Source organism: Enterobacter cloacae complex sp. 2024EL-00227, from assembly GCF_043945315.1.
Taxonomy (GTDB): Bacteria; Pseudomonadota; Gammaproteobacteria; order Enterobacterales; family Enterobacteriaceae; genus Enterobacter; species Enterobacter roggenkampii.
The window spans coordinates 24,411-47,231 of record NZ_JBIMQP010000009.1 but is presented as its reverse complement, the minus strand read 5'-3'; the positions used below and the strand labels follow the sequence as shown (position 1 = coordinate 47,231).

Genomic DNA, 22,821 nt, shown 5'->3' with positions numbered 1-22,821 from the left:
CGATAATTGCCGCTTATATCGCTGTTACCGGTGAGTGTTCTTTCCTATAGTCAGCCTCATAGCTCTGACAAAATGCAACACAAATGCAACAATGCGAAAACGTTGACGGTGCAGTGAGAGAAACGATGGCGTGTGCAAGCGAGCAGGAACAGTATCAGCAGTGGCTGGCGCAAATTAACCAGGTTTGCGGGCGTTTTAACGCGCAGCCCACCGGGGGCAGATTCTACGGCGAGCTGGAGACCAGCTATGCGCGCAGCCTGAAGCTCAGCACCGTCACCGCCGGTGGTGTCAACCTGTTCCGCTCCCGTGAGGAGATCAAACAGAGTAACGATGCCTGGTTCTATACCGTGTTTCAGCTCGAAGGCAGCGCGGAGATTGAGCAGGATGACCGTCGCGCGGTACTCAGAACCGGGGATATCACGCTGATTGACGCCTCACGTCCCTGCTCGATCAACTGGCAGGAAAAATCCCGCCAGATTTCGCTCCTGGTTCCCCGTCAGATTATTGAGCAGCAGTGCCGTTTTCAGGAGATAAGCTGCGCCACCGCCCTTTCCCGCACGCTGCCCACGGTACAGCTAAGCCATCGCCTGCTGATGGAGAGCATGAGCAATGCCAGCCTGAGTGACCGGGAGAGCGAAGCGGCGCTCGAAGCGATGATCTGCCTGCTGCGCCCCGCTTTCCAGCAGCGCGAAATCATTCAGCCGCGTAAGGAGCGCCAGTTCCAGCATGTGGTGGCGCTGATTGACGACCACATTCAGTCTGAATCGCTGCGCCCGGAATGGATTGCCGCCGAAAGCGGTATGTCCGTGCGCAGCCTCTATCGTATGTTTGCCGAGAAGGGGCTGGTGGTCGCGCAGTACATTAAAAACCGCCGCCTGGATCGCTGCGCGGAGGTGCTGCGCGCAGCCGGTGATGACGAAAAGCTGGCGGGGATTGGCTACAGCTGGGGGTTCACCGACCATAGCCATTTTTCAACGGCGTTTAAGCAGCGCTTTGGCGTTTCGCCGGGTGAATACCGCAAGCGCTACCGCTAGCTATTTTTTCAGCCATTTTCCGTTAATGCCCTTCACATACTCGCCCGGCTGGGCGCGGGCAACCAGTTTTTGCCCTGCCATTTTGGCCACTTCATCGACCGGCAAATTATTGCTGTCAGCCAGCTTCTGGTAGCTTTCCGTGCGCGCCGCGTTGATGCGATTGACCAGCGCCAGCGTTTCGGCATCCTGTTGAATCGGGGCCAGATAACCGCTGAGGGTTTCCCCCACGCGCCCCTGGGCCCGGGCATCGTTGAGGGTGAGCGTAGCCGCCTGCACGTTCATCCCCAGCGCCAGCAAAATCAGAGCTACTCGTTTCATGGCATCCTCAGAACAGATCGCTGCGCGATTTCAGCAGGGTTTCAACGTCTTTATCGACTTTAATGTGGATCTCATGTTCGATTTTGACATTCATGTTGATGGTAATCGGCTCCTTTGGCGCAGCGACTTCAATGCGCGGCGTACAGCCGGACAGTAGCGCGGCAACGGCAACGGTGAGCGCACCAGCCATCTTTTTCATTGTTATTCCTCACTTTCCTTGCCAGTCGAACTGCGGAGACCGGGTATCGCCGCGTGTTGCTCAAACCAGGTTTGCAGGTTGTCTCCAAAACGCAGGCTGCGCCAGAGGGTAAAGACATTCTCGTCATGGGTATAGTTCAGGTTGACGGAGCTGCTTTTGCCATCGACCCGGCTGGTCCCCTTGATGGTCGCCTGCATGGTTAATTCCCCCAGGTTATCTAAATTGATTCTCGTCCACGAACGCGAAATTTCCATATAGCGGAGCCAGTTAATCGCGGCGCCCGCGACCATATTGTCTTTCACGATGGCGTCGGCCGTATCTTTGTCGATGCGCAGCGTCATTGGCCCCGGGTTGGTCAGCCAGCCATCCTTAATGATCCATCTTTCGTTGTCCAGCCAGAACGGCAGCGCCCCGCTGACCGGCCCCGACATGGCGAACTGTTTCGGATTGACGGCGCTAATCAGCTCGCTCGAGGAGATATTGTCCACCCGCAGCAGAGCCGGATCGTGCTGCGGCATTCGCAGCTGCTGCATGGTGATCTTCCCGCCGAGGGTTTCCACCTTCACGTTGGTGAGCAGCAGCGGATTGTCCTCCGTCCAGGGATAATCGCCCTGTAAATCCGCGGTAATGTTGCGCGCGGTCACCAGGTTTACCACTTCACCGATGCGCAACGTGACCGGACCGCGCGTGCCCAGAGACCAGGTGCCCTCGCTGAAGCGGAACGGCAGCACAAAATCGACGCCGTTAATCTGGTTATCGGGCATCCAGGCGCTGCCGGATTTCAGCACCCCGTGCCCGCCCGCTTCAAAGCCCTGATCGGCCGCCGCCGAGAAGGCGACCTGCGCATAAAGCGCCCCGTCGCGCAGCGTCATTTTCCAGTCCGGCGGAATAAGCGGCTGGAATACGGTGAGGGACTGTTTCGGCCACCAGGCCTGCCCGCGAAGGCGCACGCCATCCCAGCGTCCGTTCACCTGTACCGGGCCGATGTTGTCCGCATGGAGGTCACCCTTAAACTGAAAAATCGTCGGGTCGGTGCCGTCGACGCTGAAGGTCAGGACCGAGGGCGGCAACACGCTGCCGCCGGAGAAACGGGTTTGCCCTGCGTTGAGCGACAACGCCCCACTGAAGGTTGGTTTTTCGGCATCGCGCAGCCAGCGTACAGGCCGATCCAGCACCAGACGCGGCGTGCTGACCTCCATCGTGCCGTACTGAAGCTTGTCAAAGCCGGTGGAGAGCGCCGTCAGCTCAATAAGGTTGTCTCGCCACTCGCCTTTCCCGGCGACATCCCAGCGGGCATGCATCGGCGTAAAGCCACCTTTGCCCCAGTAGCGCCACTGCCACAGGCCATTATCGGGTAAAAAGTCGTTGGCCTGACCGTCCAGGTGGAGTTCAAAATCCCCCATCTGGTTTTCATGGGCGCGCAGAATCGCCTGTAAACGACCGTCCACGCCCTTCCGGGTGAGCTTCACGCCCGCCAGAGGCCAGCGGATTTCATCGATATCGAGTGAGTCAATGATGCGCCCGCGCGAGCGGAGCAGCGCGCCCGGCTCAAAGGCCAGCTGCGGTTCATACAGGCTGCCGGTCAGTTTTGCCGGTAATTTGGCGTAAAGAATGAGATCGTTTTGCTTCGCCTCGCCGCTCAGGTGCAGGGGCATGTCGCTGTTTTCCATGCTGAGCCTGCCGGGCCCAATATTCAGTACCGCGTTGCCTTTACCCGCATCGCCTTGCGTCAACACGTTCAGTCGTCCGGTCAGGGTGGCTTTCTCCAGCCCCTGCTGCCAGTTGTCGGCGCGAAGGGACACCCGCCCGCTCAGCGGCATACCCGAGAGATCCCAGTTCCAGCGCCCGTCGCTGATGTTGAGCTGTTCCGCCGTGATCTGCCACGGCAGGTCGAGAAGCGGATCGGGGTTGTCTCTCGCCATCACCACCAGCTGTCCCTGATTGTCTTCCCAGTCGAGATCGGCATCGACCAGAGACGTTAACTGTGGCACGTTAAAGGTCGCCACCGCGTGGCCTTTCACCGGCACGCCATCCGGCACCAGCGGCAGGGTAAACTCGCCCACCAGCTTAATCGGCTGCGGCTGGTCCGGGAGCTGGATATCGAACTGGCTGACCGAGAGCGTCTGACCGCGAAGCGTACCTTTAATGCTGACCTGCTCGCCTTTATAGGCGATCTCCTGAATGGACGGCGTCAGCGACGCATGCAGCTCGCCCTGCCACTGCTGCCAGGGCGACAGCGTCAGACGGTGAATCGTGAGCCAGGTATTGGGTAACACTGCCTGCCATTGTGCCAGCGTTTTCGGGGCGACCGTTGAGGGCGCCGACTGGGGAATTTTGCTCAGGCAGACGGTGTTAAGATCCAGCGCGCCGATATCCAGCTTCCAGCGGCTGGGGTGTGACAGCGTCACGTTATCGATGCGGGCAATTTCGCAGTCTTCCACCAGATAGCGAAGATCGGGGATCACCAGCGCGCGGCGAGTCAGTTTCGGACTCTCTTCGAACGCGATGCGCGTCCCGACGGGAAGCCAGATCCCGGCGAGCGTCGGTACCCACTGAGCGAGCGTCATCAGCAGCGTCAGCGGCAACAATATGAACAGCAGTAAAAGCGCAAGAGCGGCTTTGTATTTACCCTTCATGGGCAGTTAATATCCTGATTTAGCGAAAGAATTAAGCCGGCAGTGCCGATCATTGTCGCATGTTTAGCGGTTGAGTTGAAGTTAACGCCAGGATTAAGGATAGATGCTGTAAATAGTATGAGGTAACTTTTTTGCTATGCGTAACCTAAAGAACACATTTTAGATTCAGCGGGTTACGCATTATTTCAGGCGTAAAAAAGGGGAAAACACGGCGAAACTAATACCTGTTCCTGGGCATTGCCAGCAGGTAAAGCATAGCGAATATCAATGACCCCCAGTACACCGAATCGTACCGCCAGGGATCAAAATCGATATGTAAAAAACCGCGAACAAACTCATAGCCGTTGGCAAAAACGTTAATCTGGATGGCTGCAATGGCTATCACAAACAGCGTATAGGCTATGAACAGTGGGTATTTACGGAGCCGGTTAACCTTCTGTTTCCCGATATATAACAAGAAAAAAATTACAATAGATACAATAAAATAGCACAAAGCGGGCAGCATTGACGGAGAAAAGGACAACTCCGGTTGTTGCGACATGCATCATTCTCCCTCTTTATCAGAAACTCACCCAGTTCCCGATATCGTCCCATCACATCCGGAAGGATTGCAGTTTTCACACCCTCTTGCCATTCTTTAACTTAATTCAGACTGGCTTTTTTCGCATCCTCAACCCACTGCATTTTTCTCTACATGCCCTGACCCGATTCACGCCAAAGATTCCTCGTAGCAAGAATATCATGGAGTTAGGATATAGATATGCTCTAAAATAATTGATAGAACTTATTGAATTCAATAATATTTTAGAAATTGTAAGATAATTTTAATCATGCTAACGTGAATGCAAAATCACTGGAGAAAGTCTTATGAAACTCGCAGTATATAGCACAAAGCAGTACGACAAAAAGTATCTGCAACATGTTAACGAGGCTTACGGGTTTGAGCTTGAATTTTTCGACTTTCTGCTGTCCGAAAAAACCGCCAAAACGGCGCACGGCTGTGAAGGCGTCTGCATTTTTGTTAACGACGACGGCAGTCGCCCGGTGCTGGAAGAATTGAAAAAACAGGGCGTGAAATATATCGCCCTGCGCTGCGCGGGCTTTAATAACGTGGACCTCGACGCGGCGAAAGAGCTGGGTCTGAGGGTGGTGCGCGTCCCGGCGTACTCCCCGGAAGCGGTCGCGGAACATGCGATTGGCATGATGATGTCGCTCAACCGTCGTATTCACCGCGCTTATCAGCGCACCCGTGATGCCAACTTCTCTCTGGAAGGGCTGACCGGCTTTACCATGTACGGCAAAACCGCGGGCGTGATCGGCACCGGTAAAATCGGCATCGCCGCCCTGCGCATTCTGAAAGGCTTCGGCATGCGTCTGCTGGCGTTCGATCCGTACCCGAGCGCCGCTGCGCTGGAGCTGGGCGTGGAATACGTCGACCTGCCGACCCTGTTCTCGCAGTCTGACGTGATCTCCCTGCACTGCCCACTGACGCCGGAGAACTACCACCTGCTAAACCAGGCGGCGTTTGACCAGATGAAAGATGGCGTGATGATCATCAACACCAGCCGCGGCGGGCTGGTTGACTCTCAGGCCGCTATCGAAGCGCTGAAAACTCAGAAAATTGGCGCGCTGGGGATGGACGTGTACGAGAACGAACGCGATCTGTTCTTTGAGGACAAGTCGAATGATGTGATCCAGGACGACGTGTTCCGCCGCCTGTCTGCCTGTCATAACGTGCTGTTTACCGGACACCAGGCGTTTCTGACTGCCGAAGCGCTGATCAGCATTTCGGAAACCACGCTGGGTAATCTGCAGCAGCTGGAAAAGGGCGAAGCGTGCCCTAACGAGCTGGCTTAAGTGCTACGCCGGGTGGGCGGCTAAGCCTCACCCGGCGCGTTTGTTTCCCAGCTCCGGTGCGCAACGCGCCACCAGAGCAGGACGGCAGCCAGCGCAATCGCGCTCAGGACACTGAATGCCGTCGCAAACGAGTAATGACCGGCGATCGTCCCGGTTAATGCCGGACTCATGGATGCCCCTACTCCCTGCATCAACATCACCACGCTCTGCCCGGCATTGACGTGCCCGCTTCCGCGCAGCAGCACCACAATAAACGACGGTACGACGACACCCAGGATCCCGGCGGCCAGGCCGTCGAGAATTTGTACCGGGATCATCATTAACGGCGCATCCGTGGATGCCGCCAGCGCCGCACGCACCGGCATAACCAGCAGCGCCAGCATAATCAAGCGCCAGGAGCCATAGTGTTCGATCCGGCGCGAGGCCCAGATGGCGACAGGGATCATCACGGCCTGAGAAATGATGACGGTACCTGCTGCATACAAACCGGGGTTGATCGCGGCAGGTGCCGCGGCAACCCTCATGCTCAGCATCGGCAGCAGCGCGGCGTTCGCCAGGTGGAACAGCAGCAGCGTCAGCCCGGTCACAAACAGCGCCCGGTTTTTCATCAGCACCGCAAAACCGGGGACCGGCAGGCTCGCTGAAGAGGACAGCCCGCGCGCCGCGTCGTTATCGATATCGCTGTTGCGAATGGCAAGCAGCGCACACAGCGTTAGCAGCGTGGTGCTGGTCATCAGCAGGAAAATCCCGCCCACGCCCCAGTACCACGCAATGCCGCCCGCGATCAGTGCAGTAACAAAATTGCCGCCGTGATTGAACGCTTCGTTTCTACCCATCTGCGCGCTGAACCCGCCCTGCCCGGTCAACCCCAGCGTAATCCCGGCGATCAACGGCCCGACAAATGCCGCACAGATACCGGTGACGACTTGCGACACGGCGACAACGCTGCTCTGCTGGCTAAACCAGAGCAGAAGCGTGCTGAGCGTGATCAGAATGCACAGCAGCGCGAGCACAGCGCGCTTGTTGCGGGAGGTGTCGGTGATGAACCCCGCCGGCAGCGTGGCCAGTAACCCCGCCAGCCCGCCGGCCGTCATCAGGATGCCGATATCATCAGGGGTCCAGTGGCGTTCGGTCAGGAAAATACCGAGGAAAGGCCCCAGACCATCACGAACATCAGCAATGAAAAAACTTGTCAGGCATAACGCCCGCAGCGAACGAAGAGACATACTTCCTGCCTTGCCTGTTATTGCCTGAAATAAGCAAAATGCAGTATACCGGGTATTTTTGAAAATCAGATGACGTCTGAAAAAATTTCCCTGCAAACTTAAACAATACATCAAGGGCGCTGTTTTTTTACTTTACTCATTATTGCGCCTGCTTATACTGGCAAAAAATTTCACAGGAGTCCTTCGTTGGAAAGCCATTTTATCTTTGATACGAAGGTAAGCTGACGCGATTTTCTCGCTGCTTACCTTAACGGTGGGCAGCAATCCTCTTGACGTGATTGCATCCCAATACATTAAGAACGACCAAATTTGTGGGGCATCGCGATGTTCATGTTTAATCATTCACTCTTTCCGCCGCCCTCGCGCTGACATGCTTTGCGTTTTAACGGCGTCATACTGTGCTTTGTGAAGCGCTGACGCTTATCGTGTAACCATGTTAACAGGCGACAGGCTGATGTTCCCTTATATCTCTCATCTGCTCGCAGCGATGCTGCTGGGCGCAATTATTGGCGCGGAAAGACAGTGGCGCCAGCGTATGGCCGGGCTTCGCACCAATGCTCTGGTTGCAACGGGTGCGGCCGTGTTTATTTTAAGTTCCCTCTCGACGTCACCCGATAGCCCGGGGCGTATTGCAGCGCAGATTGTCTCCGGAATAGGTTTCCTTGGCGCTGGCGTTATTATGCGTGAGGGAATGAATATTCGCGGTCTTAATACCGCCGCGACACTGTGGTGTTCGGCCGGAATTGGCGTGCTATGTGGATTAGGTCAATTCTGGAATGCCGGTATGGCCAGCGTGATTATTCTGTGCGCCAACATCCTGCTTCGCGAAGCTGCGCAGCGGATTAATCAACTGCCCGCGATCCATGAAGGCGAAAAATGCTATGTCCTGAAAATCACCTGTGATGACGAGCATGAAGATGCGGTGCGGCAGAGTGTGGTCAACATGGCGAAAGAGTTGACGTTGAGTCTGAAAGCCATTTATTGCGATACGGCGCAAGCAGAAGGAAAAACTGAAATACGGGCCGAGGTGATGACCCGTGAGGAATACCGGAAATTACTCGAGCTAATTATGGGTAATATCGGCGGGAATAAAATTATGGCTTCCGTAAGCTGCCACGCAATATGAATACGATACCGGGCATTGCGCCCGGTTGAGGCTTTGCCGTTTTGCAGAAAACGGACCGTGACGCGAAGAGATTCATCCCCGGATGTCCCTGTTCGTTGTCACGCCACGTTGGCAAGATCACGGACAGGTTCGACTGTACGCCTATCACATAACCGAAATTTGTCCCCGTTATGACACCCTGCTCTCTGTTTTCCTGAAATTAACGGTCTACCCTGAATTGTGTGAAAAACACTCAGGAGGGACACATGTACAACTCAATTTTGGTTCCTATTGACATTTCCGAGGATAGCCTGACGCACATGGTTATCCCGTTCGTTCAGGCACACACCGCACTTAACACGGCCAAGGTTCACTTTCTTACTGTTATTCCATCGCTTCCCTATTATTCATCGTTAGGTTTGGCCTACCCCGCAGAAATGCCGAAGATGAAAGAATTCCAGCACGCTGCTTTAGCGAAACTGGATGAGATTGTTAAGCAATTCAAAATTCCTGCAGATAAGATACAGACTCACGCCGTGACGGGATCGCCTAAGGATCAAATCCTTAAGCTCGCTGACACGATCGGCGCCGACCTGATCATCATTGCCTCCCATAAGCCTGACATATCGACGTATCTGTTGGGTTCGAACGCTGCGGCAGTGGTGCGGCATGCGAAATGTCCTGTGCTGGTCGTTAGATAGAACGCGCTTGCGCCTCTGTATACGGTCAGATAGCAGATGACAAAAAACCGGGCGAGAAGCCCGGTTTTTCATTTTCGCTTCCCGGCGTAAAGCGTGCGAAGCTGATGGAAGCACACTTTAAAGATCTATTCTGTTTGCGTTTAAATTTAATTCCGTAATGGCGGCCGGTTTTCCAAGCAAGTAGCCCTGAACTTCATCACATCTATTTTTTTTAAGAAAAGAGAGCTGTTCGGTGGTCTCCACCCCTTCTGCAGTGACCGCCATCGAATAGGCCTTACCCAGATCGATAATTTTTTCTACGACTGATTGGTTCTGCGGCGAATCGGCCAGGGTAAAAATAAAACTCTTGTCGAGCTTGAGTCCATCAAACTGAAACTTCCGGAGATAGCTCAGAGAGGCATAGCCGGTACCGAAATCGTCAATCAAAATACGGACGCCCATTTTTTTGAGAGCCTTCATGGTCTGCAAGGTCTTTTCAGGATCGGAAAGCGTGACATTTTCCGTCACTTCTATTTCCAGTCGGTCAGGTTCTAGCCCTGTTTCGTGCAGGATCTCTTTTATCCTTTCAGCAAGATCGCTTGCCTGGAATTCGATAGCGGAAATATTTACGGATACCGATAGCCCCGGCAATTTATCTTTTGTCTCCGCACACGCTTTGCGTATGACCCAGTTGCTGAGGTTAATAATCAGACCTGTTTCTTCAGCCAGCGGAATGAACTGATCGGGCATCATCGTCCCCCGGTGCGGGTGCTGCCAACGTACCAGCGCTTCGACGGCCTCTATTTTAGAATATCGGAGGTTATAACGCGGCTGGTACACCAGATAGAGTTGCTCTTCGCGAATCGCGGTTTTCAGTTCGAGTTCCAGTTTTCTCCGTTCAGTTAACTTTTCCGACATATCCGGGCGATAATAGACCCATCTGTTTCTGCCGGATTGCTTAGCCTGGTAAAGCGCAATATCGGCATAGCGTAAAAGATCGTTTGCGCTGCTGCTATCCAGGGGAGCCAGCGCAATCCCCATGCTTACGCCTATTGCGACATCATTACCCTCAATGGAGAAAGGACGGTTGAGTTCCTGTACGATGCGGTGACACACCTCATCAATCTGGTCTTTTTGGCTGGTATTGCCGAGAAGAAGCATAAATTCATCCCCTCCCTGCCGTGCGACAAAATCACCTCGACGAACGCAATTTTTAAGACGTAGAGCGACCTCGCCAAGCAGCGCATCCCCCGTGGAGTGCCCAAAAATATCATTGACGGGTTTAAACTTGTCTAAATCGAGGCAAATCATGGCAAAGGGATAATGGTTAAGGTCTTCTTTAGCCAACTGGCCTGCCAGAAATTCCTTAATATGATAGCGGTTCGGCAGACCGGTTAATTCATCATGACGTGACAGGAACTCCACCCGTTTAGTTGCTTCAACTTCCAGAGAAACGTCGGTTGCCGCGCCTCGCAAAACCACCGTTCCATCAGGCTGAGCAGAAAGCTTTGCCAGAAGCGTGCAATAGGCCGTAGATTGTTGCGCATGAATATAAGGACAGTTCTTAAATTCAAAGCGTTCAGTTAATTCCCTGAGCCTCACACAGTTTTGTAATAATCCGCGTGACGTAGGAAAGAGTTCATCCAGCCTGCGGCCTATCCATTTGTTATTTTCATATCCCGTTACTGTAGAAAAACGACCTGAAAGCCAGGTTATCTTTAAAGATAAATCTGTTTCCCAGAACCAGTCGCTGGTTGTTTCACTGACGTCCCGGAATCGTTTTTCACTGGTGATAAGATTCAACCGCGCCTGCTCGAGGAGAAAGGTATTTTCGTCAAGCATTCTCGCCTTCTGCATAATATGGCGCATGAGAATAACCGTCATCGATACCGTCAGAATAACTGAAAGAATGAGTAATGGTAAAAAATAAATAATCAACGCCTGGCCGGGATTTTCACCGTCCCAGATAATTTGCACATCACCATTCTGGGTGCTTAAGGTAAATTCTGTTTGATTGTTTATTTGAGAAGTGACTGCATTAGGCGAAGTACGAACATTTTTAATACCGGCATCCTGCCCAATCGCGAGGAATTTTTTAGCCGTTAACTTGTCTACAAACACCATTACCGACGGCTTCCCCGGCAAGGGTTGCACGCTCGCGTCATCGCCCGTTGTTATCCATTCAGCAGAAACAATGGCTGGAACGGAATCGATAAGCGTGAGTATAGAAACCGGCAATCCATTGTTAACGCTCACCTCACGGAGTAATCGCTCCTTGGTTGATTTATCTAACCAGCGCCCGAGATCCTGAAGCTTCAGTTTCCCGTCAAGCACGCTGTATCGCGTGGTTCCTTCCGGGGAGAGAATAAACACCCCTTCGTAGCCAAAGTTGTCATACAGGGACTTACCCAGGTTCTGCTTATCCCATGCCCAGTGAACGTCAGTGTTCAAATGAAGATGTTTGTAGGCATCTCCCCATTCAGCATTATCTTTCAAGTGACTTCGCATGCTTTCCTGGCGGGAATCCAGGGCTTTCCTTAACAAAAATTCATCGTGCTTATCGCTGATTTTATTAACATTATTTTTTATTAATAGCAGGGAAATTATTGCCGCAATGAAAATACTTATCAACAATGTCACTATATAGGTAAAGGTTTTATTTATCAGCCCCTTAGAAGGCTCGGCATCCGTAAAACCGGGATTGTTCAGAGGTAGGGTCATCATTCGCCTTCTTATACTGCTAATACGTCAATTTTATACCACCTTTATTTATCGGCAAAGAATAATAAAAATTTATAGTTAAAACCCTTAAACTTAAAGAACATTTGATTTTTACAATCCAGATCAAATTATTAGCTCTCTTACAGCCTGAATTCGGTTAAATACATCTCCCGGAGGGAGTGACCTTTAACCTCGCCGGTTTTATTTATAAAGAACATAATCTTAGTTTTTATGCTGTAACGGTTACAGGCGTATAAAAAACCGGGCGTAAAGCCCGGTTCTTTTTTCATACGGCATTGACTCTATTCGCTCAATCCGCGGTTATCCAGCATCGGCTCAATCTTCGGATCGTGCCCACGCCAGTTGCGATACAGTTCGGCTAAATCTGTGCTGTTCCCGCGCGACAAAATGGCCTCGCGGAATTTTTGCCCGTTTTCACGCGTCAACCCGCCCTGCTCGACAAACCACTGATAGCCGTCGTCTGCCAGCATCTGCGTCCACAGGTAGGCGTAGTACCCTGCCGCATAGCCGCCGCCGAAGATATGGGCAAAATAGCTGCTGCGGTAGCGCGGCGGCACGGCAGGCAGATCCAGCCCCTCTTTTTTCAACGCAGCCGCTTCAAAATCCTCCACGTCCGAAACGGCCTCGCTGATGCCGTGCCAGTTCATGTCCAGCAGCGCGGCACCCAGCAGTTCGGTCATGTCATAACCCTTGTTGAAATGGGTCGCGTTTAGCATGCTTTCCCGCAGCGCGTCCGGCATCGGTTCGCCGGTTTCGTAATGGCGCGCATAGTGGGTAAACACCTTAGGATGGCTGGCCCAGTGCTCGTTGATTTGCGACGGGAACTCAACAAAATCACGCGGCGTATTGGTGCCGGAAAGGGTGGCGAAACGCTGGCTGGCAAAGAGACCGTGCAGCGTATGGCCAAACTCGTGGAACAGGGTTATTACGTCATCCCAGGAGAGAAGCGCGATACCGCCATTCGCCGGTTTCTGGTAGTTACAGACGTTGTAGATCACCGGACGGGCAGCAAACTCGAAGGATTGCTCGACGAAATTCCCCATCCATGCCCCGCCCTGTTTGGAATCGCGGGCAAAGAAGTCGCCGTAAAACAGCGCCATGCCCTCGCCGGTGTGGTCGAAAATTTCCCATACGCGGACGTCCGGGTGATATACCGGGATATCGAAGCGTTCGACGAAGCGAATGCCAAACAGCTGGCTGGCAGCCCAGAATACGCCATCCTGCAGCACGGTATTGAGCGCAAAGTAGGGCCTGATCTGCGACTCATCGAGGGCATATTTTGCCTGGCGCACGCGCTCCGCATAAAAGGCCCAGTCCCAGGCCTCCACGGTGAAACCGCCCTGCTCGTCGTCGATGACTTTCTGAATATCGGCCTGCTCGCGTTCCGCGCGGGCGCGGGCGGCAGGCACAATGCCGCGCATAAATTCCAGCGCGGCGGCCGGGGTTTTCGCCATCTGGTCAGCGATGCTCCAGCTAGCGTAATCCTCAAAGCCCAGCAGACGGGCCTGCCGCGCGCGCAGCGCCGTCAGACGAAGGATCAGCGCGCGGGTGTCGTTTTCGTCCCCTTTCTGGGTACGCGTCCAGCCTGCGTTGAAGAGGTTTTCGCGGGTCTGACGATTGCGCAGCGCGGAAAGCGCGGGCTGCTGGGTGGTGTTCAAAAGCGGGATCAGCCAGCGATCGTTTAGCCCTCGCTCCGCGGCAGCCTGCGCCGCGTCAGCGATCTCCGTTGCGCTGAGCCCGTCAAGCTGGTGCGCATAATCCACCACCAGCCCACCGGTCTTATCGGCAGCCAGCAGACGCTGGTTAAACTGGCTGGTCAGGGAGGCCGCCTCGGTATTCAGCGCCTTCAGCTCGGCCTTTTCTGTCTCATTCAGACGCGCGCCGGCCAGAATAAACCGCTGATACAACTCCTCGACCAGACGACGGCATTCGGCGTCCAGCGCGGCACGGTCCTGCCAGACGCTCTCCACGCGGGCGAACAGCGCGTCATTCAGCCAGATATCGTTTGCCAGCGCGGCAAGCTCGGTGGAGAACTGTTCTTCCAGCTCCTGTAAAAACGGATTGGTGTGCGCGGAAGTCATGGCGAAGAACACGCTGCTGACACGCGAGAGCATGGCGCCGCTCTTCTCCAGCGCCAGCACGGTGTTCGTGAAGTCAGGCGCAGCGGCCTGAGAGACAATCGCGTCAATGTCCGCACGCTTCTGGCGAAGGGCTTCATCGAAGGCCGGACGATAGTGGCTGTCGTCGATCTGATCAAAATGGGGTGCCTGGTAAGGCAGCAGGCTGATGTCAAAAAAGGGATTCGTGGCCGTCATCTTTCACTCCTGAGTACGGGTATCCTCCCAGAGTAGGCCAGGCCGCCATCCCCTGCAACGCTGTCATACAAATGTTGCCTTAACGCACCCTCTGCGGCCGTGCTATGTTAGTTAAACACAAAAAGCGTTGAGGAACAGTGAGATGATTATTTTAGTTACCGGGGCAACGGCAGGTTTTGGTGAAAGCATCACGCGTCGCTTCGTCGCCAACGGGCACAAGGTTATTGCAACGGGCCGCCGTCAGGAACGTCTGCAGGAGCTGAAGGACGAATTAGGCGACAGCATCCTGACCGCGCAGCTGGACGTGCGTAACCGCGCGGCGATTGAAGAGATGATTGCCAACCTGCCCGCCGAGTGGCGCGCCATCGACGTGCTGGTCAACAATGCCGGTCTGGCGCTGGGCATGGAGCCTGCACACAAAGCCAGCGTGGAAGACTGGGAAAACATGATCGACACCAACAACAAAGGGCTGGTCTATATGACCCGCGCGGTGCTGCCGGGCATGGTTGAGCGCAATCGTGGCCACATTATCAATATCGGCTCCACCGCCGGAAGCTGGCCTTATGCAGGCGGCAACGTCTACGGCGCAACAAAAGCGTTTGTGCGCCAGTTCAGCCTTAACCTGCGTACCGATCTGCACGGCACCGCCATTCGCGTCACCGACATCGAGCCGGGCCTGGTGGGCGGCACCGAGTTTTCCAACGTGCGTTTCAAGGGCGACGACGCGAAAGCAGACAAGACCTACGAAAACGCGAACGCCCTGACGCCGGAAGATGTCACCGAAACGGTCTGGTGGGTGGCGACGCTGCCAAAACACGTCAACATCAATACCGTAGAAATGATGCCGGTCAGCCAGAGTTTTGCCGGGCTTAGCGTGCATCGTGGCTAACGCTGCCCTTCCCGGCCTGCGGGCCGGGTCTGTTTCGGGTTATAAAAGAATGGTAGTATGTTCAGGCTAACTCTCTGAGAAATGACAACTCATGGCCGCTGAATCGCAACTCAATCCCACCCAGCCCGTAAACCAGCAAATCTATCGCATTTTGCGACGTGATATTGTCCATTGCCTGATCCCACCGGGAACGCCGCTTTCTGAAAAAGAGGTGTCCGTTCGTTTTGACGTTTCCCGTCAGCCGGTGCGTGAAGCGTTTATTAAGCTTGCGGAAAACGGTCTGATTCAGATCCGCCCGCAGCGCGGCAGCTACGTGAACAAAATTTCACTCTCTCAGGTGCGCAACGGCTGTTTTGTTCGCCAGGCCATTGAATGCGCGGTGGCGCGCCGTGCCGCAACGCTTATCAACGACAAGCAATGTTACCTGCTGGAGCAAAACCTGCATCAGCAGCGGATTGCGATTGACCGTAAGCAGTTGAATGATTTCTTCCAGCTTGATGATGAATTCCACCAGAAACTGGCGCAGATTGCAGATTGCCAGCTGGCCTGGGACACCATCGAAAACATCAAGGCCACCATCGACCGCGTGCGTTATATGAGTCTCGATCACGTCTCTCCGCCGGAAATGCTGCTCCGACAGCACCATGATATTTTCAGCGCGCTGGAAAAACGCGACCCGGACGGCGTGGAAAAAGCGATGACGCTGCATCTGCAGGAAATTAGCGAATCCGTGCAGCTGATTCGTCAGGAAAATAGCGAGTGGTTTAGCGAAGAATAATATTTCGCCGCGCCCTTTCGGGTACGGCGATGGGTTTAGCGAACGACTAACACCGGAATGGTTGCGTAGCGCAGGATAGATTCCGCATTTGATCCCAGCAGATGGGTGGTGATGCCCGGGTTTTTCGACCCGATGACGATCGCGTCATATTCCCCTTCCTTGCTCAGTTTGATGATTTCATCGCGGACGTTGCCAAAGCGAACCAGACAGTCAATTTTCTCCGGCGAGATATCGAACAGTCGTTTTAAGGCGTTCATTTTCTTCCCGGATTCCTCAGTCATATATTCTTCGAACTTTTTAATATCGGCGTTAAAACCGCGCAGCAGGGATCGGCTGCTGGTCGGCAGAATATTGACCAGGGTAATCGACGCGCCCTCGGCCTTCGCGAGGTTAGCCGCGTGGCGAACCGCTTTGTCACTCAAATCCATTTCAAATACATCAACAGGCATCAAAATCTTCTTATACATAAGCCTGGCTCCTTATTCCGATGAAAGGGTTATTTCCTGTATCCAGAATGGCATCGGGAATATAAACCAACCCTCAACGCTTACCTGCTGAAACTATCAGGTAATGAAAATAACGGTCTGCTTTGTAAATTGCTGTCGTGAACGGTCAGCGACCGAGGCAATAAAGAAAAAAGTGTGAGTTTGATCAAAAACAAAAACATCTGATGCAGACAGGCGTATTTATATGCCCCGTGAACGGCAACCCTGAAATAACGCCGTAACGAACAGGTTAGAGAGGAGAAAATACCATGATGACATACGACCGTAACCGCAATGCGATCACCACCGGCAGCCGCGTCATGATTAGCGGCACAGGCAAAACTGGCGTGATTAAAGCGATCCACAGCGACGGGCTGGATGCCGCGCAGGTGCGCCGCAGCAAAACGGTTGAAGTGGAAGGATGCGAAGGTAAGTTCGAACCGATTGAGCTGATTCGCCTGGGTATGCACTAAACGGTGCGCAGACATGCCGCCGCGAACGGCGGCATGTGCTGAATTACCGTTGAGACACGTACTGCGCCACGGTCGCTTTCGCGCCCTTTTGCAGCAGCGTCTGGTATGCCTTCATCACCGCATCAACAAAGACGGCTTCACGCGGTAGCTCCTTGCCAAAGATGGCCTCGATGCCGAGCAGCGCCCTGACCCGGCTTTCCCCTTCCGCACTGCCTTTAACCGCCGCCTGAATCACTTCCAGCTGCGGATCGCTCACGTCAATTGCGTTACCCTGCTCATCCACGCCGCCGACATAGCGCATCCACCCTGCCACACCCAGCGCCAGCAGCGGGAAAGGCTTCTGATGCACCAGGTGCCAGCGCACGGAATCCAGCATGCGCTGCGGAAGCTTCTGGCTGCCGTCCATCGCAATTTGCCAGGTCCGATGGCGCAGGGCCGAGTTGCTGTAGCGGGCAATCAGGAGATCGGCATAGCGTCCTAAATCGACGCCTTTGACCTTCAGCGTAGGCGCCTGCTCGTTAAGCATCAGGGCGTGCGCGGCGACGCGGTAGTTTTCATCTTCCATACAGTCGTTAATATGCTGATAGCCCGCCAGATAGCCCAGGTACGCCAGGAATGAGTGGCTGCCGTTAAGCATGCGCAGCTTCATCTCTTCAAACGGGATCACGTCTGACACCAGCTCGGCTCCGGCTTTGTCCCACGCTGGACGGCCGGCCACAAAGTTATCTTCGATCACCCACTGACGGAAGGGTTCACAGGCCACCGCCGCCGGATCGCGCACGCCGGTAAGCTGTTCAATTTTATCCAGCGTGTCGGGGGTGACCGCAGGCACGATGCGATCCACCATCGTTGACGGGAAGGTAACGTGGGATTCGATCCAGTCCGCCAGCTCACCGTCTACCGCACGGGCGTACGCGCAGGTGACATTGCGCATCACGTGACCGTTCTCCGGCATGTTATCGCAGGACATCACGCTAAACGCCGGCAGACCCGCCGCCTTACGCCGCGCCAGCGCTTCCACGACCACACCCGGCGCAGATTTCGGCTGGTGCGGGTTTTGCAGGTCTGCGACGATAAAAGGGTGATCGAGCATCAGTTGCCCGGTCGCCGGGGAATGGCAGTACCCTTTCTCGGTGATGGTCAGCGACACAATCGCCACCTGCGGTTCGCACATCGCGGCCAGCACGGTCTCCAGCCCGTCAACCTGCGCATGCAGCGCCTTTTTTACCACGCCAACCACGCGGGAGGTCCACGCATCGGCAGACATTTCCGCCACGGTATAGAGATTATCCTGCGCGTTCAGATCGGCAATCTGCTGTTCGCCGCCAATCAGGTTAACCTCACAGTATCCCCAGTCGCTACCGTGTTCCGCGGCGAGGATGTCGGCGTACACTGCCTGATGCGCACGGTGAAACGCGCCAAACCCTAAATGAACGATGCGTGCTTTAAGGCTGTCGCGATCGTACTGTGGCAGCGTCGCGTTGGCCTGTAATAAGGTATTTTCCATGATTAAGACTCGTTAATTAGAAAGCTGTGGATCGCTGCCGCCCATGCTGAAGCGGCAGCGCCTGCTGACTACACCAACTAGAATGGTAGCTGGAGTAAAAAAATGAACTGCCATCAACCATACTGATACTGCCGTTTGAGTTTTTGATTTATATTAACTTTTGTTCATGTGGTGTGACACAAAATCAAAGTTGTGTGATAGGTAACGCAAGTTATAAACCATCAGCGTCGCGAGGAGACGGCACCGTAACCGACCGTCTCTTTCGGCGCAGACTCGGCTGCGTCTTGCGCCGCGCTTAAATCACGGTCGCGCACTTCCGGCATCAGGATCGCCGAGATCAGTCCAATCACGGAATAGGCCACCAGCATGGCGACAATCGGCCACCAGGAGCCGGTCATATTGCAAAAGATCCCTGCCAGTACCGGACCAAAGCCCACCGCTACGAGGCCTCCCGCCTCTTTGGAGATCGCCATACGGGTAAAGCGATTTCGCGAGCCAAACATCTCCGCCATGGTGATATTTTCCAGCGCAAACAGCCCCAGCACGGCGAAGTTATGGATAACGATGATGCAGAGCATGATCGTCCCGGGTGCATAGCTCTTATCGACGATGATCGACAGCATCGGATAGGCCAGAATAATGGCGGAGATATTGAGGATAATGTACGGCAGACGGCGCCCCACTTTATCGGAAAGCCAGCCCAGCAGCGGAATGGAGATAAACCCGAGAATGGAGCTGATCATCAGCGCATCGGTCGGGATGGCCTTATCGAACAGCAGCGTCTGGACCAGATAACCCGCGAGGAAGGTCTGGATGAGCCCCGAGTTGCCTGCCTGGCCGAAACGCAGGCCGGTCGCCAGCCAGAAGGATTTGCTTTTCACCATGGAACCCAGTGAGGTGTCCGGCTGCGCAGCTTGCACATCGTTCACTTTCTCAAAGACCGGGCTCTCCTTGAGGTTCATACGCAGCCAGATGGCGAAGATCATCACCACGACGCTGGCGAGGAACGGCACGCGCCAGCCCCAGGCGAGCAGCTGTTCACGATCGAGGGCAAAGAACATGATGGCCCAGATCGCCGTTGCGCTCAGCGTCCCGCAGTTAGTCCCCATAGCCACCAGCGAGGAGATGATGCCGCGTTTACCTTTCGGCGCGTACTCCGCCAGCATAGTTCCGGCCCCGGAGATCTCGGCCCCGGCACCAAGGCCCTGAATAATGCGCAGCGTCACCAGCAGCACGGGGGCAAAAATCCCGATCTGCGCGTAGGTCGGCAGGACGCCAATCAGCGTGGTGCAGATCCCCATCATGGTGATGGTAATGAACAGCACCTTCTTACGACCAATGCTGTCGCCCATTCTGCCGAAGATAAAGGCGCCGACGATGCGCGCAATATAGCCTGCGCCGTAGGTGCCCATCGCGAGGATCAGCGCCATCGCGGCGGACTGTTCCGGGAAGAAGATCTCATGGAAGACCAGAGCGGCACCCAGCGAGTAAAGCTGGAAGTCCATAATTTAAAGGTGCAAAAAATGAAAGCGTGAGTATGTAGAAAGTAAGCAGGTAAAAAGCAAAGTGTTAGCGCAAGACGAATCATCAACTTCTGTGTGTTTGAGTTGTTTTGCGCTAATTTTTTGCCCCATATATGCCCCATCACATCACCGGACAATCATCAAACTCACCAGAACGCGCATCGTTGATGATGTACGTTATCACTCCGAACACCGGACGCGATGTGTCTGATGCTTCGTTCTTATCCGGCAGACTCTCTCGCTTTCCATTCTCAAGATTCTCAAGATGGGGTTGCGGGTGAGACCGGTAGCGCTTAATCCTGAATTCTCCCTCATTAGTGCAAACCAGTAGTGAGCCATCACATGGATTCAGTGAGGCGTCTACGACAAGCAGTGCCCCGCTGAGTATGCCTTCCCGGTAATGCGTCGTACCGGCACGCATGAAGTAGGTAGCCGCTGGCCTGGTAATGATGCGCTTGTCGAGTGATATGCGTTCTTCAACGTAGTCTGCTGCCGGGCTCGGGAATCCCATGATGCACCTCCGATAGTTACTGTATGTAAATACAGTATTATTGATCGGTGGCGGTGATCAAGATGTAGGAAGCAAAAAGCCCAGATGACTGGGCTTTGTCATTTGTTTAGACTCGTGATATCAAAGACTAATCTTTATTGTTTTTTCGTTTGTCGCTGATATCGTACTCATTTGATGCAAAGATTGCCAACATGATGACGTCTACAGATATGGCGATCATGTCAACCTTGTTCCACCCAAGAAGCATAGAAACAAGGCTTACAACGCTTAGCAGTGCTGCAAATCTTATGATGTTATTGATAGCTGTTCTCATGTAACAATCCGCTTTTGATGCTGATGGCAAGCCAAAACCGTAAATTCAGGTGTGCCCTATCATATCAAGAATCCTTCGCCATCATTGATTTTTGTTCCTGGAAAAATCCCATTCAGCATGGAGCCAGATTAGCACCTACCAAACCAATACGTTTCGTCACCAAGCATGTTTGTGGTACATTTACGAACCTAAATTTTCTCAATTTTATAGATTATGAGCAATGATTAAGTATAGAGCGGATATAGATGGGTTGAGATCGATAGCTGTGCTATCCGTTGTTTTATTCCACTTTTTCCCGTTATTTCTACAAGGTGGATTTGTTGGTGTTGATATATTCTTTGTTATTTCAGGTTTTTTAATTGGAAAAATTATTATATCTGAGATAAAAGAAAATTCTTTTAGCTTTATAAACTTCTACAAGCGAAGGGCATTAAGAATATTCCCTGCCCTGATATTAGTATTGGGTTTCAGCTTTTTTATTGGCTACTCAGCGCTTTATGAACCAGAATTAGCATCACTATCAAAACATATCGCTGCAGGTTCTGGTTTTGTATCAAACTTAGTATTATGGTCTGAATCTGGATATTTTGATGCATCTTCGAACGCAAAGCCTTTACTTCATCTTTGGTCGCTGGGAGTAGAAGAACAATTCTATATATTTACACCAATTATTTTGATATTTGCAATAAAGCGAGGAATTCCCTTACTTAAGGTTCTTGTAACCTTAACGTTAGCAAGTTTTATATACTGCCTATGGACTATGCATTTTGATAGAACAGCTAATTATTATTCTCCATTTTCAAGGATGTGGGAGCTTATGGCAGGTGTAATGCTGGCTTTCATTAATATTTCAATGCCGCATGCCAATACATGCTTTAAGAGGTTTGGTAATTATATATCATTAGCAGGAATGCTTTTATTATCATTATCAGTTTTATTTATAAACGAAAGCATGAAATTTCCTGGCTACATTGCTGTATTTCCTGTACTTGGCTCCATGATGATTATTGCGGCAGGGCAAAATTCATACATAAACAGTAAAATATTAAGCGCCAAACCATTAGTATTTATCGGTTTGATTAGTTACCCATTATATTTATGGCATTGGCCTGTGGTAACGTTTGCGAGAATTATTAACGGAGATAAACTATCAACAGGGATTTTATTTGTACTTCTGGCGGTATCTTTTGCGCTTGCTTTTTTAACTTATGTTTTAGTTGAGAAGCCAATCAGATTTATGTTACCCCTAAAAAGCGAGCATAAAGCTATAATACTATCTATCGGGTTATTATCTGTTTTTTCTTTGGGTATTTCTGTATTCTTGAACAATGGCATCCATTCTCGCCAGTTCACTTCCATTAATGCGGAAAGGTCTACAGGTTATGATCCTGACATACCATTCACTGCTGATGGGTGCGGGATTGCAAAAGAGGATGAGAAAATCGTCCCGTTCTGCCAGCACGACAGAAGGGGTCAGCCATCGTATGCTTTAATTGGTGATAGTAAATCAATGGCTCTGTATGGCGGAGTGATGAGAACAGCTATTCCTGATAATTACTGGATGTATTTAGGTGGTAATAGCAGTAGCACCCCACCTCGAATTGTCATGCCAGTCTTTACCAATGACTCAAGGTACTCATACTATCAAGATGCATCTCGCGTCGTGATAGACGGACTTGCTGATAATGATGATGTTAAAGTTGTAGTCTATGCGATTGCATCGCGAGCAATTTTCCAACTTAAAAGCGATGATAGCATCGCAGATCTGCCTGAGACAAAAAACTATAGATTAGCTCTAGAGGGCTTGCTTAAAGGAGTAGATAAGTTAGTATCATCAGGCAAAAAGGTTGTTTTTGTTATTGATAACCCAACCCTCGCTCATCCAGAAAGTTGCATGGGGAGAAACACCACTTTTAAATTTATTAATGAATATCTTTCATCTGCAAATAAAAATTGCAGCATCTCTGTTAATGAGCAACTTAGGTTATCTGATAACTACAGAAAATTATTAGAAGATATTAAGAATAGATATCCCAACAAGGTGTATACCTTTGAAACTATAGATTTTATGTGCGACAAAGGAATTTGCTCACATCGTAAAAACGGTCATTTTATGTATTCAGAGACTGACCACATCTCAGGCTACGCATCAGGAATGATTGGTAATGCTTTGAATAAATTCCTTTTGACTATAAAGTAAGAACCTGCAATACATAGAGATAATTGTTAA

At 52.4% G+C, this 22,821-nt stretch carries 17 protein-coding genes and 1 pseudogene; 8 read left to right on the top strand and 10 right to left on the bottom strand.

All coding sequences use genetic code 11. The features are described 5' to 3' along the window. Positions 1-125 precede the first annotated feature (125 nt). Positions 126-1,034: a transcriptional regulator FeaR gene (gene feaR / locus ACHH0Z_RS16260; protein ID WP_021241324.1), complete on the top strand. Its 909-nt coding sequence runs from the start codon at positions 126-128 to the stop codon at positions 1,032-1,034. On the opposite strand, the gene ACHH0Z_RS16255 is transcribed toward feaR, so the two are convergent. The 3 genes from ACHH0Z_RS16255 to ACHH0Z_RS16245 are packed head-to-tail and all read right to left on the bottom strand — an operon-like array spanning position 1,035 to position 4,187. Then, positions 1,035-1,352 (bottom strand): YdbL family protein, encoded by a 318-nt coding sequence (locus ACHH0Z_RS16255; protein ID WP_008502387.1) that lies wholly within the window; start codon positions 1,350-1,352, stop codon positions 1,035-1,037. Positions 1,353-1,359: 7 nt separating this feature from the next. Further along, complete coding sequence (locus ACHH0Z_RS16250; RefSeq protein WP_008502388.1) at positions 1,360-1,551, bottom strand: YnbE family lipoprotein; 192 nt, start codon at positions 1,549-1,551, stop codon at positions 1,360-1,362. 2 nt (positions 1,552-1,553) lie between these two features. Further along, the gene (locus tag ACHH0Z_RS16245) at positions 1,554-4,187 is read right to left on the bottom strand and encodes a YdbH family protein (RefSeq protein WP_045409984.1); all 2,634 of its coding nucleotides are present in this window, start codon (positions 4,185-4,187) and stop codon (positions 1,554-1,556) included. Positions 4,188-5,054: 867 nt separating this feature from the next. Between ACHH0Z_RS16245 and ACHH0Z_RS16240 the strand changes: the two genes are divergently transcribed. Beyond that, positions 5,055-6,044 (top strand): 2-hydroxyacid dehydrogenase, encoded by a 990-nt coding sequence (locus tag ACHH0Z_RS16240; protein WP_023311563.1) that lies wholly within the window; start codon positions 5,055-5,057, stop codon positions 6,042-6,044. A gap of 20 nt (positions 6,045-6,064) precedes the next feature. On the opposite strand, the gene ACHH0Z_RS16235 is transcribed toward ACHH0Z_RS16240, so the two are convergent. Continuing rightward, a complete protein-coding gene (locus ACHH0Z_RS16235; protein ID WP_045409979.1) occupies positions 6,065-7,270 on the bottom strand; it encodes an MFS transporter in 1,206 nt (401 codons plus the stop codon). A gap of 454 nt (positions 7,271-7,724) precedes the next feature. Between ACHH0Z_RS16235 and ACHH0Z_RS16230 the strand changes: the two genes are divergently transcribed. Both ACHH0Z_RS16230 and uspF read left to right on the top strand, forming a co-directional pair. Then, the gene (locus ACHH0Z_RS16230; protein ID WP_008502394.1) at positions 7,725-8,396 is read left to right on the top strand and encodes an MgtC family protein; all 672 of its coding nucleotides are present in this window, start codon (positions 7,725-7,727) and stop codon (positions 8,394-8,396) included. 245 nt (positions 8,397-8,641) lie between these two features. Continuing rightward, positions 8,642-9,076 (top strand): universal stress protein UspF, encoded by a 435-nt coding sequence (uspF, locus tag ACHH0Z_RS16225; protein ID WP_039025368.1) that lies wholly within the window; start codon positions 8,642-8,644, stop codon positions 9,074-9,076. 117 nt (positions 9,077-9,193) lie between these two features. Here the strand turns inward: uspF and ACHH0Z_RS16220 are convergent, their stop codons facing one another. Both ACHH0Z_RS16220 and dcp read right to left on the bottom strand, forming a co-directional pair. Beyond that, a complete protein-coding gene (locus tag ACHH0Z_RS16220; protein WP_045410513.1) occupies positions 9,194-11,776 on the bottom strand; it encodes an EAL domain-containing protein in 2,583 nt (860 codons plus the stop codon). Positions 11,777-12,078: 302 nt separating this feature from the next. After that, a complete protein-coding gene (gene dcp, locus ACHH0Z_RS16215) occupies positions 12,079-14,112 on the bottom strand; it encodes a peptidyl-dipeptidase Dcp (protein WP_045409974.1) in 2,034 nt (677 codons plus the stop codon). 142 nt (positions 14,113-14,254) lie between these two features. On the opposite strand from dcp, the gene ydfG reads away from it, so the two are divergent. Continuing rightward, positions 14,255-15,001 carry a bifunctional NADP-dependent 3-hydroxy acid dehydrogenase/3-hydroxypropionate dehydrogenase YdfG gene (gene ydfG, locus ACHH0Z_RS16210; RefSeq protein WP_023292548.1) on the top strand — a complete coding sequence of 249 codons (747 nt, stop codon included), beginning with the start codon at positions 14,255-14,257 and terminating at the stop codon, positions 14,999-15,001. Positions 15,002-15,092: 91 nt separating this feature from the next. Then, entirely contained in the window at positions 15,093-15,779 is a 687-nt protein-coding gene (locus ACHH0Z_RS16205) for a GntR family transcriptional regulator (protein WP_008502405.1), read from the top strand. A 35-nt stretch (positions 15,780-15,814) separates the two neighbouring features. Here the strand turns inward: ACHH0Z_RS16205 and ACHH0Z_RS16200 are convergent, their stop codons facing one another. Then, positions 15,815-16,246 (bottom strand): universal stress protein, encoded by a 432-nt coding sequence (locus ACHH0Z_RS16200; protein ID WP_008502406.1) that lies wholly within the window; start codon positions 16,244-16,246, stop codon positions 15,815-15,817. A 287-nt stretch (positions 16,247-16,533) separates the two neighbouring features. Between ACHH0Z_RS16200 and ydfZ the strand changes: the two genes are divergently transcribed. Further along, on the top strand, positions 16,534-16,737 hold the full coding sequence (ydfZ, locus tag ACHH0Z_RS16195) for a putative selenium delivery protein YdfZ (RefSeq protein ID WP_014883679.1): 204 nt from the start codon (positions 16,534-16,536) through the stop codon (positions 16,735-16,737). Positions 16,738-16,780: 43 nt separating this feature from the next. On the opposite strand, the gene ACHH0Z_RS16190 is transcribed toward ydfZ, so the two are convergent. The 3 genes and pseudogenes from ACHH0Z_RS16190 to ACHH0Z_RS16180 all read right to left on the bottom strand — a co-directional run bounded on the left by ACHH0Z_RS16190 (position 16,781) and on the right by ACHH0Z_RS16180 (position 20,278). Further along, entirely contained in the window at positions 16,781-18,244 is a 1,464-nt protein-coding gene (locus ACHH0Z_RS16190; protein ID WP_045409972.1) for a mannitol dehydrogenase family protein, read from the bottom strand. 221 nt (positions 18,245-18,465) lie between these two features. After that, a pseudogene (locus ACHH0Z_RS16185) lies at positions 18,466-19,749 on the bottom strand (MFS transporter); the annotation flags it as partial. A gap of 139 nt (positions 19,750-19,888) precedes the next feature. Then, on the bottom strand, positions 19,889-20,278 hold the full coding sequence (locus tag ACHH0Z_RS16180; RefSeq protein ID WP_395149551.1) for a S24 family peptidase: 390 nt from the start codon (positions 20,276-20,278) through the stop codon (positions 19,889-19,891). A gap of 533 nt (positions 20,279-20,811) precedes the next feature. Here ACHH0Z_RS16180 and ACHH0Z_RS16175 point away from each other — a divergent pair. Continuing rightward, positions 20,812-22,791 (top strand): acyltransferase family protein, encoded by a 1,980-nt coding sequence (locus tag ACHH0Z_RS16175; protein ID WP_395149550.1) that lies wholly within the window; start codon positions 20,812-20,814, stop codon positions 22,789-22,791. The last annotated feature ends 30 nt before the right edge of the window (positions 22,792-22,821 follow it).